This window comes from Sphingobium sp. CFD-2 (assembly GCF_024611135.1).
Classification (GTDB): domain Bacteria; phylum Pseudomonadota; class Alphaproteobacteria; order Sphingomonadales; family Sphingomonadaceae; genus Sphingobium; species Sphingobium fuliginis.
The window spans coordinates 15,025-28,316 of sequence record NZ_CP084412.1 but is presented as its reverse complement, the minus strand read 5'-3'; the positions used below and the strand labels follow the sequence as shown (position 1 = coordinate 28,316).

The following is a 13,292-nucleotide window of genomic DNA, read 5'->3' as shown; positions in this document are numbered from 1 at the left end:
GCGCTCACCTTAGCAATTAAAGTGAGCTAGGCAATTCTTAAAGCTCGCCGTTCGACCATAGGGAGGGGATACCCCAAAACTCACCGATGAAAATGCCCATACCCCAACACTCACCGGACTCGACCCCAACACTCACCTTTACCGACCCCAAAGCTCACCGAAGGCTACCCGAAAACTCACGCGACTCGACCCCAACACTCACTTTTCGAGGCCATTTCTCTAGGTTTTCTGCGGGTTTGAGGCACCCTGAATCTTGAATCTAAGAAGAATCTTTGAATCAGAACGCGAACGGTGAGCTTTGGGGTAGGTTCGTCTGTGGATAACTCGCCACGCTATCCCGCGCCGCTGCTGAAGAAGAAGAAAAGCGCCGCCTCTTGGGGGCTTCGCCCCCGCCGGCTCGCGGCCTTCGGCCGCCCCGGATGGCTAAAGCCATCCTCCCACCCGGCATCCCCCATGATGAGCCGGCTTCGCCGGCACGCTTTTAATTATAAAGGGAGATTAGTCGCACCGTAGCGCCCAACCTTCCAGCACCGCGCCCAGCTCCACTGTCGCAATTGGCCCAGTCGGCCCGAAGCTGCGATTTTGGCCATGTTGAAGAACAAAGATTGAACATGGCGATCTACCAGGCTCGCTCTTGTCCTCCAATCTCGTAAACATCGGTCTCGATCGAGCACCTGTAGCTCTCTGCGATGTTGAACATCTCTGTCTGGAGAGATGCGATCTCATCATCGAGGCTGACGCCATCGGCACCCTGATCATAGGCGACGGTCAGCGTGTAATCGCAGTTCCCGGTCTTTTGCATCTGGTAATCCCGCTCCAGCATCGCCTCAATGCGCTCGCGAGCGGGCTTTCTGCCACGACCATGCTTGTTGAAGTTCTCGATGGTCAGATGCAGGGCGATGGTGACAGAAGGCGGCTTTTCCGGCAGCCCGATCCTTGAAGGAATGACGTCAAGCGCCCGATAGACGGTCATTCTTGAGATCTTGAGGTCGCGCGCGACGCTGGCCTTGCTCGCGCCGGCGGTGATCCGGCGTCGGATTTCATCGTCATCGATGTTTTTCTTCCGGCCTTTGTAGACGCCTTCGGCGCGCGCCGCCTCGATCCCGGCGCGCTGCCGGTCCTTGATGAACGTCAGTTCCATGTCCGCGACCATGCCCAGAATGGTGATCACCATCCGCCCCATGCTTCCGGCCGTCGTCACCTCCGGCTCAAGCACCCGCAATGAGGCTCCCTTCTGGTCGAGTTCATGAACCAGATTGAGAACATCGCGTGTGGAGCGACCGAGCCGATCGAGACGCAGGACGACGAGTTCGTCATCGGCGCGCAGGAACTGCATGATCGTCTCAAGCTCCGTGCGTCCAGTGCGCGATGCGCCCGAGCCTGTTTCGGAGCGGAGGATTTCACAGCCCGCTGCCTTCAACCGGGCAACCTGGATGTCGAGATCCTGGTCGATGGTGCTGACGCGGGCGTAGCCGACGCGGGTCATGGGCAAATCCGTCACATTAGGGTGGCTTTGCCCTCGTACAGTAACATTGGTGACGGAACCACCCTTTTGTGACATGTCGTATATGTCACTTCCGATCGTCACGTTCGGGTGCACCCAAATGGTGCGAGCGGAAAGGCCCCGGTCAGGCAGCAAGCCGCCCAAAATCGATCCGGCTATTCAGATCGAGGTCGAAGCGGCCATAAGGATTGACGTGGCTGTAAATCAGCGGTGTGAGGCCGCGATAATCATCCGGCGTCATCCGGCCCGTCCATTTCGGTTCCACCAGCACGCTCTGAAGCATTCGGGTGTTCACATAGACAAGCGACGCTTGCAGCAAATGTAGCGCCAGGACCGAGAGCTGCTGCTCATCGATGCGGTTAGTGGCGATCTCGCCGCCCTTGCCGAAGAAAACGAACCCATTGGCACTGTTCCAGTTTTCAACGACATTCAGGCCTTCATGAATTTCGCGGCGGAAGGACTCCTCGCGCAGATACCGGCACAGGAAGATCGTCTTGACCGCGCGGCCCAGCTCACTCAACGCCTTGTAGGTCGGGTGCATCACCTCGGAGCGGCTAAACCGGCGCAGGATCGCCTCCGGGTCGGCGGTTTTTGTCTGCATCGCGGCTGCATATTTGACCATCTCGTCATATTGCTGCTCGATCTCATCCCAGTTGATCGGACTGGAGAGGATCGGCTGCAAGTGGGGAAGCCGCGTTCGCATGCCGACATCGGGAAGAGCCAGCTTCTGGCGAGCGATCGCTTTCAGGCGGGGTGCAAGCTCAAATCCGAGAAGCCGGCAAAATGCAAAGCCAACCGCGCTTTGGCCATGACTATCAACATATTGTCGCTGGATTTCCATGTCGGTGCAATGGCGCAGCACGCCCTCGATCATGGAGGCGACCTCGGAGGAAGAGCAGCGCTTGAGCTGGGAATAGACGCATGTCGCGCGTCGTTCGACATGCCAGTAGATCATGACGCCCCGTCCACCATAACGCGCATGCCATTCCGTCATCAGGTTGCGATCCCAGGCTCCGAACTTTGTGGAATCTGACGCACAGGCCGTGCCGGCGTCCCCCCAGACTGCAGCATTGCGGATTGCCAGGGTCGCATTCGCAACCCTGGCACACGCCTCCTTGAGCGCCGCGGCATGAACGAAGCGGCGATGGACATGCAGCAGCTCTTCATAGCTGACATCGGGGGTGGCGCCGGCGATCCGCTTGAGCCCGGCATTCGTTCCCAGGCCGTAGAGGCATAGCAGGAGACGTTGATCCAGCGCGGTTTTCGGCAGTGCAACACGCGAGGCCGATGTTTCGAACGCTTCGAGAAGTCCCGTATCAAGGGCAGCCTCCTTCAGTACGTCGAGCAGCCCGGTCATCGGCCAGCGTTGGCCGATCTCGGTCTTGATCGAGGCGAGACCCCTGGGTTCGGGCAAGGGTTTGAACGGGGTGAGAGATATACGGTTCTCGCCGCGCCACAGGCCCTTATGCATTAATCGGACACAGATTCACGGTAGGCGTCAGCGTCAGTGGAAGGGGACTATTTCCGCAGGTCTTCGATGCCGAGTTCGCGCCACATCCAGGTGAAATCGTAGGTTGCCATCGGGTCGTTCGGTTCGGGGTGAGCGCTGCTACGGTTTTCGAGATGCTTGAGCCACCCAGCTACTCGATAACGGCCTGCGGCCGTTCGAACGGCCGCACGTGGGCTGATGTCCCCAAGCATTCCAACGGGTTCATCGAGCGTCGCGCGGTACTGGCGGTCGAGCATGGCATGAACGAGCGGGGTTGCCACCTCTGGCGCAATGGCCGGTGCCGGTTCGGATGTTGTCAGTCCCTCGGCCCGCGCGGCCATGGCCTGTTCGATCGTCTCGATCGTGGTCAGCGGCGAGCCGACCAACCCGGCGAGCGCATCGGTGATGAGCGCGGTACCGCGTTTCGCCCGCTCGGCCGAGGTGACGGCGAGAACCAGAGCCCGGCCTTTCAATTCGACATTGCCGAGCACCGGGGTGCCGTTCGCCATCGTCACACCCCACGCCATACGGCCAGTGCTTCTCGCCTTTCCGTCCGGTTTTTCGCCCAGCCAGTTCCAGAAGTGCGTGGTTTCCCGCTGAAGCGTAGGGACAGTGTCGAGCCGCTCGCCGACCAGCGCCTGGGTCACGCCGCGTGCAAAGGGAAAGCGCACGCGGTGGAACACCACCTCCTCGCCATCACTGTTGAGCAGCGTGGGGATGGACGCCGGTCCCATGGTCTTGGGAACGACATCGAACAGCCATGCGGTGCTGATGAGTGCCGGAAGTGCGGCCAAATCGTCGGGGTTCAGCTTCAATGCGGTGTTTGGGCTACGCTTGCCTTTCGAACGCCGCAGATCGGCGACGAGCGCCTCGGCCGCCTCCATCGTGAATGACAACACGCCGCCCGACAGGAGGTGCTTGCCTCCGACCTGCACGACGCGGGCACCGATCCTGTCCCATTGCTTCAGCGTCTGCGAGGCGCTGCGCTCCGATACTCTAAGGGGTTCGCCGCCCCGGATCAGGTCACGCACGAGGAAGCCACTGCCGGGCTCGACCTCGCTCACCTCGTGGAGGCTCATCACCGACGATCGAAGGGCACGCAGGTAGATTTTGGTCGGGCCGCTCTCGTTCCAGCCCCGGCGCCGGATATAGTCATCAACGATGTTCCGGTCCCCGGGTTGGATGGTGCGCGTCAGCAGATCCTCGAACGCGCATCCCCACAACACGCCCGCCCAATGATCGCCGACGATGTCCGCCAGCTCATCCGCTTCGAAGTCGAACTCCTCCATCGCCAGCCCGAAATGATCGCCGAGCGCATCGCGAAGATGATCGGCCCAGGCCGGCGAGGTGGCGAATTTCATAACGCCGGACAGATCGTGACCACGCTTCATGCCTGTTCCCTCTGCTGTTGCCCCAATTGCTGGCGGTGCGCGGCGACGATGCGCGAGACTGTGGGTTCGCTGACGCCGTAGAGCCGTGCCATCTCGGCACCGGACTTGCGGCCGGAAGTGACGGACTCGGCGATTTCGCGACGCTGCTTGTCGCCGAGCTTGCGCCGACGCCCGCCGATCCGTCCTTCTGCTCGCGCCTGAGCCAAGCCGGCGCTGGTGCGCTCACGGATCATCGCGCGCTCGAACTCGGCGAAGCTTCCGACCATCTGCATCATCATCCGCCCTGCCGCAGTGGTGGTGTCGATCGCCTCGGTTAGCGAGCGGAAGCCTGCGCCTGCCAGCTCGATCCGCTCCATGATGTGCAGCATGTCCTTCAGGCTGCGCGACAGTCGGTCAAGCTTCCAGACGACGACGACATCGCCGTCGCGCAACTGGCCGATCATCTCCAGGAGCTTGGGCCGGTCCCACCGCCCGCCGCTGGCGGTCTCCTCGTACACGCGCTTGCAGCCGGCTGCATCGAGCGCGCGCCGCTGCGCGGCGTTCGACTGGTCGTCGCCCTTCGACACGCGGGCATAGCCGATCAGATAGGGTTCGCGTGTCATCCAGTATCTTTCACAAACGGTCGTATCCTGAGGCGGGAACAGCATGCACGCATTTCCGCAGCCTTCCGCCTTTCATAATCCTCTTTCATTAAGGTGCCAAAAGGCAAGAGGTTTTTGGAGGATGAAACATGCCTGCCCGCATCCCGATGACCGAGCGGCAGCGCGCTGCATTGCTTGCTTTGCCCGACAGCGAAGCGGCGGTAGTGCGGCACCATGGCCTCGATGCCGAGGACCTTGCTGCGATCGGCACCGCACGCACTCCGGCAACCCAGTTAAGCTACGCCCTGCAACTCTGCTGCCTGCGCTACCCGGGGCGGCATCTACGTGCAGGCGAGCTGTTGCCTGCGATCATGCTCGACCACATCGCCGAGCAGGTCGGGGTGGATGCAGGCGCCGTCGCCGACTTCGCGCGGCGAGCGCCGACCCGCTACGATCAGCTTGCCGCCATCAAGGCGCGCTTCGGATTCACCGATCTGAGCCGGCCAGCGCGCGGCATCATGATGAACTGGTTGGAAACCGAAGCCATGGCCATCGTGGACGGGCGCATTCTGCTCGATCGACTGCTCGACGAGCTGCGCACGCGGCGCATCGTCATTCCTGGCGTCAGCGTAGTCGAGCGGATGACGGCCGAGGCGATGCTTCGGGCGGAAGCCGATCTGATCGCCGCCGTCGACAATAATCTCGATGCAGACATGCGTCAGCGTCTCGATGCGCTGGTCGATGAGAAGGTGCATGATCGACAGAGCCGCTTGTCCTGGCTGCGCGAACCGGAGCCCCGCGTCGCGTCAGCCTCGCTCGCCGAAATTCTAGAGAAGGTCGCGTTGATTCATAGGACTGGTATCTCTCGTATCACGGTCGATCCCGTGCACGAGCCACGCCTGACGCAGTTCGCCCGCGAAGGTGTGCGCTATACCGCCCAGGCTTTCCAACAGATGCGCACCTCCCGCAGGCGGGTCATCCTGCTTGCTACGCTGCGCGATCTGGAGGCCACGCTTACCGACGCGGCGATCGCCATGTTCGCCGCCTTGATGGGACGCGCTCATCTTCGTGCCCGCAAACGCCTGGAGCAAAGGGTCGCAATTTCAGGACGCGAAGGCCGCGACCGTCTGATGCGCATCGCCGCTGTACTGGAAACAGTGAGCCGGGCAGCACGCGCCGGCGAAGATATCGCCGCAGCCCTCAGGGATATCATGCCTCTCGACATGCTCGATGCCGATGCCGCGATCATTCGTCGTACCGCGGCACCTCACAGGGACGATGTGCTGAGCGAGATCGCAGCCGAGTACCGAACCTTCAAGCGAACAGGGCCTCAATTTCTGCAAACGCTCGATTTCCACGGCAGGGCCGGCACTGCGGCATTGCGCAACGCCATGATGGTCTTGTCGGATCTTGATGGCGACTGGCGCAAGCCGCTCCCTGCCGACGTGCCGCTCGGCCATATCGAGCGGCGCTGGCACCGCCATGTCGTGGTTGCCGGCAAGATCGACCGGACGCACTGGGAGATGGCGACCTACGGGGCGCTCGCCAATGCACTGGCATCGGGTGATATCTGGGTGCCGCGGTCACGGCTGCACAGGTCGCTGGACGTGCTGCTCGCGCCATCAAGCGGCGCGGCGCTGCAGCCGGCGTTCTCGCTCGGTGATCCAGACGCATGGCTCGATCAGCGCGCCGCGCAGCTCGACAGCGCCTTGCGCAACGTCGCCCACAATCTGGCCGGACGCGATGCTGCCCTGTTCGCTGGCGAGCGATTGCGCTTTCCCAAGGAACCGAAGGACGATGATGCCAAGGACGACGAAGGACGGCATCTGACGCTTGCCTGCTACGGTATGCTGCCTGCCACGCGTATCACCGACCTGCTGTCGCAGGTCGAACGATGGACCGGCTTCACCCGGCACTTCGGGCACGTCTCGACCGGGCTGCCGCCTGGAGACGAGCGGGCTTTCCTCGCTACCCTGATTGCCGAAGCGACCAATCTTGGGTTGTCGCGCATGGCCGAGGTATGCGGCGCAGGGTCACGCCGCGCGCTGCTGCGCATGCAGACATGGCACATGCGCGAGGAAACCTTTCGGGCGGCGCTCGCCTGTCTGACCGACGCCATCCACGCCGAGCCGATCGCCGCCTGGTTTGGGTCAGGGCACCGGGCGTCCGCAGATGGCCAGGCCTTCTACCTGGGCGGGCCGGGCGAAGCCGGCGGAGCGGTCAATGCCCATTATGGTCGCGACCCGGTGGTCAAGATCTACACCACCATCACCGATCGCTACGCGCCCCTGCACCAAACCGTGATCGCCGGCACGGCAGGAGAAGCCATCCATGCGCTCGACGGCATCCTCGGCCATGACAGCAACGCCGATCTGACCGCGCTGCACGTCGATGGAGGCGGCGTTTCCGACATCGTGTTCGCGACGATGCATCTCCTCGGACTCGATTTCGAGCCGCGCATTCCCCGCCTGTCCGACCGGCGCCTCTACGCTTTCGAGCCCTCGAAGCGTTATGGCAGGCTTGCGCCACTGTTCGGTCACAGGCTCAACCGGGACCTGATCGCCAGCCACTGGCCCGATATTGAACGTGTCATTGGCGCGATGCGTAACCGCACCGTTACGCCCTCGCTGATCCTCAAGAAGCTGTCCGCCTACCGCCAGCAGAACAGCCTCGCCGCGGCGTTGCGCGAGGTCGGGCGGATCGAGCGCACGCTGTTCACGGTGCGTTGGTTCGACGATCCAGCGCTACGCCGCACTGTCACCGCCGAATTGAACAAAGGCGAGGCGCGCAACAGCCTGGCGCGGGCGGTCGCCTTCCATCGGCTCGGTCGCTTCCGCGACCGTGGCCTGGAGAACCAGCAAACCCGCGCGGCTGCGCTCAACCTCGTCACCGCAGCGATCATCCTCTTCAACTGCCGCTATCTGGGGCGCGCCGTCGACGAAATGCGCCAGCGAGGAAGCCAGATCGACCCGGCTATGCTGTCCCGACTCTCACCATTGGGATGGGATCGCATCAATCTCGCCGGCGATTACGTCTGGTCCGATCACCTCGGTCTCGACGCCAGCGGCCTCATGCCCCTGCTCATCAAACCGCTACCGTGAATCTGTGTCCCTACAATGCACAGGGGCCAGATAGAGGTGTCGTTGCGAACGGACGAGGCGTTCCAGCTCCTTGCGCGACGGCCCATAGATACGGCGGTCGCGGCACCACAGGAAAACATGCTCGAGCATGGCATTGATCGGCTGCCCGCCCGCACAAAGATCGTCGGAAATCCACCTCGACAACGCCCTGCGATCCGTCTGCGTCATACGGCGGAACCCGAGATGCCGCAAAATCTCCGCGCAATGCCGGCGGGCGGTGCGCCCGGAAAAATCATAGTGGTTCACGGATTTGGCATCGAGACCAAGTTGCTCCGCCAGATACAAGACACCGTCGGAGGGTATCGACGCATGATCCGGCACAAAGAAGCCATGCCCGGCGAAAAATCTAAGCTGAACCGCCAATCCCAGTCGTGCCGTCTCCGCTTTGCCGGTCACGAACGCGATGTCCGAAAAACTCAGGCTCCAGGAGCCGATCAGATCCCCACTCGAAACGCCAAGGCTCATAACGCCGCTCCCTTATCGGAGCGGAACGTCGTTCCTCGCATGGGCGATCGTCAACAACAACCAGCCCGTTCCCGACGTGTTCTCCAAGATGACCAAAATCGCAGCTTCGGGCCGACTGGGCCTCGTTCCAGTGCGCCTCGCCCGATTGCCCCGGCGCATCGTGGACCAGCGCGTCAGCGATCGTCTGGGCATCTTCCGCGAGGTCCGGGCTTGCCGGGTCGAGCTGCGCCAGAGGGTTGTAGCGGGCCGCAGGACGCCCTGAGACGCCGAAGGGGTCTAGGCACCACACAGCGCCCTTGCTGGCCCGCGCACGGGCCGTGACGCGGGCATTCTCGCCCTTGGGGTCGATGCAGACCACCGAGCGGTCGAGCAGGAGCAGGTTGGGGATGATCGTGCCGACGCCCTTGCCCGATCGAGTGGGTGCGATCGTCAACAGGTGCGCCGCGCCGTCATAGTGGAGCAGCTTGCCGGACTCCTTGCCGCGGCCGATCAGGAGATCCCCACTCGCTTCCAGCTTGCGCACGTCGGCGCGGTCGCCGAAGCGGGCCGAGCCCAGCAGCTCGTTCCTGCGGTTGGCCCCACGGCTGTTGATCCACCAGGTCGCGCCGATCAGTCCGACCAGGACGAGGAACGACACCGTACCGGAAATCTGCCCGACGCCGAAGATGCCTTCCAGCCACCGCGCCGTCGCATAGGCGGCGACGAACGCGACGACGATCGCGAGCCGCCAGCTGATCGGCCGACGCCCACCGATGAGCGGCCCCGCCATCAGCAGGCCTGTTCCAGCGGCGTAATCGCCAGTGCCGGATCGGCATCTGGGTGGCCGAGCAGCTTGAGGATGATTTGCGTCGCGAGGGCGGGGGGCACCGCCTCGTCGCGCAGCATGTCGAACAACGCTTCCTCGTCCGGCTCCAGCGCTATGCCCTCAATCGCAAGGTTGGCGCGAGAGTCCGCGTCGTCCTCCCGCCACATGGCGTGCTCGGCCGGGGTGCCGCGCACGAAATCCAGCGCGCGGACTTGCCTGCGGATCGCCTCAATATCCAGTAGCGCCATCGCCTTTCTCCGTCGCTTCGCTTTCCGCGTCGAACGCGCGTCTGCCGCGCCGCTTCCAGAGTGTGAGCGTGTCGCAGGCATCGTCGCCGCGAGCGCGGCCGACGAGCTCCAGCAGCGCGCCGTAAATGGTCGCGCGATCATCGTCGGCGAGTTCGACAAGGCCGGCTTTCTGGACGAGGCCGCCCAGCTCGATCAAATGGCGGGTGCGTTCGCGGCGTTGCACGACCCAGCCTCGCGTATCGCTACGACGCTGCGCCGCTTCCAGACGCTGGATCAGCGCCCGGTTGCGCGTTCCCGCCGTCGCCGTTGCCTCCAGCAGTCCGGCCACCTTTGCGCCCGCGCCGCTGAAAGAAAGCGGAGCCCTTCGCGCGCCACGCCTCCTTCGCTTCTGTATCCTTGGACGCGACGGCATCGAGCAGCGCGCCGGCGAGCGTTTCCATGTCGAGCGCATCGGCACCGGTTGCGGTGACGAGCTGGCCGAGCTGTTCGATGCGACGCGCCTTGATCGCCTTGGCGCGGCTCTCCAGTGCCTTCAGCTCCGCGTCATAGTCGCGCACCTTGCGCATGGTGCTCTCTCCTTCCGCGCCGGATTTACCGCAGCCTAGCAAACGAGAGCGGACAGGCAACCCACAACGGAAGCACACGGCAGTCAACCAGCAGGAGCGAAGCGAATGTTGAGTGCGCGCTTATACGTCGTTGCCAACGTGCGTTTAGAAAGGCAGTATAGCAGCCGTCATGGCAATCTACCATTTCTCGGCCAAGGTCATCAGCCGCGCCAACGGATCGAGCGCCGTTGCATCGGCCGCCTATCGTTCGGCATCCGAGCTGCACGATGACCGGCTAGGGCGCGATCATGATTTCTCGAACAAGGCCGGCGTCGTCCATTCGGAAATCATGCTACCTGAAGGCGCGCCGGAGCGTTTAAACGATCGCACAACCTTGTGGAACGAGGTCGAAGCCGGTGAGAAGCGCAAGGACGCGCAGCTTGCTCGCGAGGTCGAGTTCTCGATTCCGCACGAGCTGGACCAGAAAGAGGGCGTCAGCCTAGCGCGCGATTTCGTCGAAAAGCAGTTCGTCGAACGCGGCATGGTCGCGGACCTCAATGTGCATTGGGACATGGGTAAGGACGGGCAACCAAAACCCCATGCCCATGTCATGTTGTCGATGCGCGAAGTTGGGCCGGAGGGGTTCGGCGCGAAGGTGCGCGACTGGAACAGCACGGCGCTGTTGCAGGAGTGGCGCGAGGCATGGGCGGATCATGTCAATGAGCGCCTGGCGGAGCTGGATATAGACGCGCGGATCGACCATCGGACGTTGGCGGCGCAGGGCATCGAGCTTGAGCCGCAGCACAAGATTGGGCCGGCGGGATCGCGGCGTTTGGATCGCGGCGAGGATGCCGAGCGCGCCGACGATCATCTGCGCATCGCGCGCGAGAATGGCGCGAAGATCATCGCCAGGCCGGAGATTGCGCTGGACGCGATCATGCGGCAGCAGGCCACGTTCACCACCCGCGATCTTGCGATGTTCGTCCACCGCCACAGCGACGGTAAGGAGCAGTTCGACAGCGCATTGGCGGCGGTGAAGGCGTCACCCGAGCTGGTGGCGCTGGGGCAGGACGGGAAGGGCCAGGAGCGGTTCACGAGCCGCGAGATGATCGCGGTCGAGCAGCGGTTGGAACGCGCTGGCGATCAGCTTGCGGAGCGTTCCGGGCATGGTCTCCCGGCGGCATCGCTATCAAGGGGGTTGAACACCGCCGGGAGTGGCGGCCTGACACTCGGTGGGGATCAGCAGGCCGCTCTGGAGCATATAAGGAGGAGCGGCGATCTTGCCATCGTTGTGGGCTATGCCGGGACCGGCAAGTCGGCGATGCTCGGCGTCGCGCGCGAAGCGTGGGAGCGCGAGGGCTATACCGTGCGCGGCGCGGCGCTGTCGGGGATCGCGGCTGAGAATCTAGAAGGGGGCTCGGGCATCGCCTCGAGGACGATCGCCAGTCTCGAGCACGCATGGGGGCAGGGGCGCGAGCAGCTTGGGCCGCGTGACGTGCTGGTGGTGGATGAGGCGGGCATGATCGGCTCGCGGCAGATGGAGCGGGTGCTGTCCGCCGTGCGCGATGCCGGTGCCAAGGTGGTGCTCGTCGGCGATCCCGAGCAGTTGCAGGCGATCGAGGCGGGGGCGGCGTTCCGTGCACTGGCTGAGAGGCACGGGGCAGCCGAGATCACCGAGATACGCCGGCAGCGCGAGGATTGGCAACGCGACGCCACTAAGGCTCTCGCCACGGGTCGTACCGGCGAGGCTGTCCATGCCTATGAGGCGCATGGCATGGTCCAGGCGGCCGACACGCGCGAGGCTGCACGCGCCGAGCTGATCGACACCTGGGATGCACAGCGCCGCACCGATCCGGATCAGACCCGGATCATCCTCACCCACACCAATGCCGAGGTCCGCGATCTGAACCTGGCGGCGCGAGATCGGCTACGCGACGCCGGCGAGCTGGGCGCGGACGTGGGCGTGTCGGCCGAGCGGGGCGCGCGCGAGTTCGCGTCCGGCGACCGCATCATGTTCCTCAAGAACGAGCGCGGTCTTGGCGTGAAGAACGGCACGTTGGGCGAGGTCGAGCGAGTCAGCCCCGACAGCATGGCGGTGAAGCTCGACGATGGCCGGCAGATTGCGTTCGATCTCAAGGACTATGCCCATGTCGATCACGGCTATGCCGCGACCTTCCACAAATCACAGGGGGTGACGGTCGATCAGGCGCATGTGCTGGCGACGCCGGGGATGGACCGGCACAGCGCCTATGTCGGTCTGTCGCGGCATCGCGACGGGATGCAGCTCCATTATGGCCGCGACGACTTCGCCGATCAGCGCCAACTCACCCGCACGCTGTCGCGCGAGCGCGCCAAGGACATGGCGGGCGACTATGCGAGGCCCGAGCAAGACCAGGCCCGCGCGTTCGCCGATCGGCGCGAGATCCGGTTCCCGGAACGCGCGCGGGAGATGGTCAGGCAGGTGCAGGCTAAGGCGAAGGGCATGTTCGCCGGCTTCAGGCCGAAACCGGCATCGCCCGAGCTGGCAGGACGCGACGGCAAAGAGGGGCCGATTAACACTGCTCCCGAGCGAGGATCGACCGCGCCCAACCAGGCCAAGGCGATCGAGCGCTATGCGCGCGCGCGGGCCGATATGGACCGGATGCGCGACAAGGGCTTGCCGGTGCTCCCGCACCAGCAGGCGGCCCTGGCGAAGGCCGGCGACGCGCTCGACAAAGTACGGCCCCACGGCGCGCGCGACCTCGCTTCCGCGTTCGAGCGAAATCCGGCGCTGGTGCGCGAGGCAGCCGAGGGCAAGCCCGGTGGGGCGGCACGGGCGATGGCAGAGGAAGGCCGGGTGCGCATCAATCCCGAGCGTCGCGCCGATCGGTTCGTGGAGCGCTGGCAGAGTATGGCGCGCGAGCGGGCCGAGCTTGTGCGCAGCGGCGACCGCGCCGGCGCAGAGCGCACGGGCAAGAAGATGGAGAGCGTGGCCGGAACGCTGCACCGCGATCCGGAGCTTGAATCGGTGCTGCGTCGCCGCGCGCCCGAGCTGGGGCTGGAAATGCGCCGGGATCGCGCAATCGAGCAGGAGCTGACCCGCTCGCTGGAAATCGGCCGTGACCGAGGGATGAGCCGGTAAGGG

At 64.0% G+C, this 13,292-nt stretch carries 10 protein-coding genes and 1 pseudogene; 2 read left to right on the top strand and 9 right to left on the bottom strand.

What is annotated here, in order from left to right:
• Nucleotides 1–619: 619 nt before the first annotated feature.
• The 4 genes and pseudogenes from LDB29_RS29260 to LDB29_RS29245 form a co-directional block, all read right to left on the bottom strand.
• Nucleotides 620–1,486, bottom strand: a complete 867-nt coding sequence (locus LDB29_RS29260; protein WP_006961816.1) for a recombinase family protein — start codon at nt 1,484–1,486, stop codon at nt 620–622.
• Between the two features lie 142 nt (nt 1,487–1,628).
• Nucleotides 1,629–2,957, bottom strand: a pseudogene (locus tag LDB29_RS29255) (transposase); the annotation flags it as partial.
• A gap of 65 nt (nt 2,958–3,022) precedes the next feature.
• Nucleotides 3,023–4,384 (bottom strand): hypothetical protein, encoded by a 1,362-nt coding sequence (locus tag LDB29_RS29250; RefSeq protein ID WP_061939921.1) that lies wholly within the window; start codon nt 4,382–4,384, stop codon nt 3,023–3,025.
• A complete protein-coding gene (locus LDB29_RS29245) occupies nt 4,381–4,986 on the bottom strand; it encodes a recombinase family protein (RefSeq protein WP_061939924.1) in 606 nt (201 codons plus the stop codon). The genes LDB29_RS29250 and LDB29_RS29245 overlap by 4 nt, the downstream gene beginning before the upstream one ends.
• Nucleotides 4,987–5,132: 146 nt before the next feature.
• On the opposite strand from LDB29_RS29245, the gene LDB29_RS29240 reads away from it, so the two are divergent.
• Complete coding sequence (locus tag LDB29_RS29240) at nt 5,133–8,066, top strand: Tn3 family transposase (RefSeq protein WP_061939953.1); 2,934 nt, start codon at nt 5,133–5,135, stop codon at nt 8,064–8,066.
• Here LDB29_RS29240 and LDB29_RS29235 read toward each other — a convergent pair.
• From LDB29_RS29235 to LDB29_RS29215, 5 genes are read right to left on the bottom strand one after another with little or no spacing between them, the layout of a single operon-like run.
• On the bottom strand, nt 8,058–8,501 hold the full coding sequence (locus tag LDB29_RS29235) for a DUF4158 domain-containing protein (RefSeq protein WP_257558923.1): 444 nt from the start codon (nt 8,499–8,501) through the stop codon (nt 8,058–8,060). The genes LDB29_RS29240 and LDB29_RS29235 overlap by 9 nt on opposite strands.
• Entirely contained in the window at nt 8,452–9,339 is an 888-nt protein-coding gene (locus tag LDB29_RS29230; protein ID WP_373886407.1) for a type IV secretory system conjugative DNA transfer family protein, read from the bottom strand. Before LDB29_RS29230 ends, LDB29_RS29235 begins: the two co-directional genes overlap by 50 nt.
• Nucleotides 9,339–9,623 carry a hypothetical protein gene (locus tag LDB29_RS29225; RefSeq protein WP_257558922.1) on the bottom strand — a complete coding sequence of 95 codons (285 nt, stop codon included), beginning with the start codon at nt 9,621–9,623 and terminating at the stop codon, nt 9,339–9,341. Before LDB29_RS29225 ends, LDB29_RS29230 begins: the two co-directional genes overlap by 1 nt.
• Nucleotides 9,604–9,846: a conjugal transfer protein TraD gene (locus tag LDB29_RS29220; protein WP_257558955.1), complete on the bottom strand. Its 243-nt coding sequence runs from the start codon at nt 9,844–9,846 to the stop codon at nt 9,604–9,606. The genes LDB29_RS29225 and LDB29_RS29220 overlap by 20 nt, the downstream gene beginning before the upstream one ends.
• A 19-nt stretch (nt 9,847–9,865) precedes the next feature.
• Nucleotides 9,866–10,189, bottom strand: coding sequence for a conjugal transfer protein TraD (locus LDB29_RS29215; protein ID WP_257558921.1), 324 nt, complete (start codon nt 10,187–10,189; stop codon nt 9,866–9,868).
• 169 nt (nt 10,190–10,358) lie between these two features.
• On the opposite strand from LDB29_RS29215, the gene traA reads away from it, so the two are divergent.
• The gene (gene traA / locus LDB29_RS29210) at nt 10,359–13,289 is read left to right on the top strand and encodes a Ti-type conjugative transfer relaxase TraA (protein WP_257558919.1); all 2,931 of its coding nucleotides are present in this window, start codon (nt 10,359–10,361) and stop codon (nt 13,287–13,289) included.
• The last annotated feature ends 3 nt before the right edge of the window (nt 13,290–13,292 follow it).

Excerpts from the sequence above, each read along its gene's own strand:
- LDB29_RS29260 (WP_006961816.1), bottom strand. The coding sequence starts at position 1,486 with ATGACCCGCGTCGGCTACGCCCGCGTCAGCACCATCGACCAGGATCTC.
- LDB29_RS29250 (WP_061939921.1), bottom strand. The coding sequence starts at position 4,384 with ATGAAGCGTGGTCACGATCTGTCCGGCGTTATGAAATTCGCCACCTCG.
- LDB29_RS29245 (WP_061939924.1), bottom strand. The coding sequence starts at position 4,986 with ATGACACGCGAACCCTATCTGATCGGCTATGCCCGCGTGTCGAAGGGC.
- LDB29_RS29240 (WP_061939953.1), top strand. The coding sequence starts at position 5,133 with ATGACCGAGCGGCAGCGCGCTGCATTGCTTGCTTTGCCCGACAGCGAA.
- LDB29_RS29230 (WP_373886407.1), bottom strand. The coding sequence starts at position 9,339 with ATGGCGGGGCCGCTCATCGGTGGGCGTCGGCCGATCAGCTGGCGGCTC.
- LDB29_RS29225 (WP_257558922.1), bottom strand. The coding sequence starts at position 9,623 with ATGGCGCTACTGGATATTGAGGCGATCCGCAGGCAAGTCCGCGCGCTG.
- LDB29_RS29215 (WP_257558921.1), bottom strand. The coding sequence starts at position 10,189 with ATGCGCAAGGTGCGCGACTATGACGCGGAGCTGAAGGCACTGGAGAGC.
- traA (WP_257558919.1), top strand. The coding sequence starts at position 10,359 with ATGGCAATCTACCATTTCTCGGCCAAGGTCATCAGCCGCGCCAACGGA.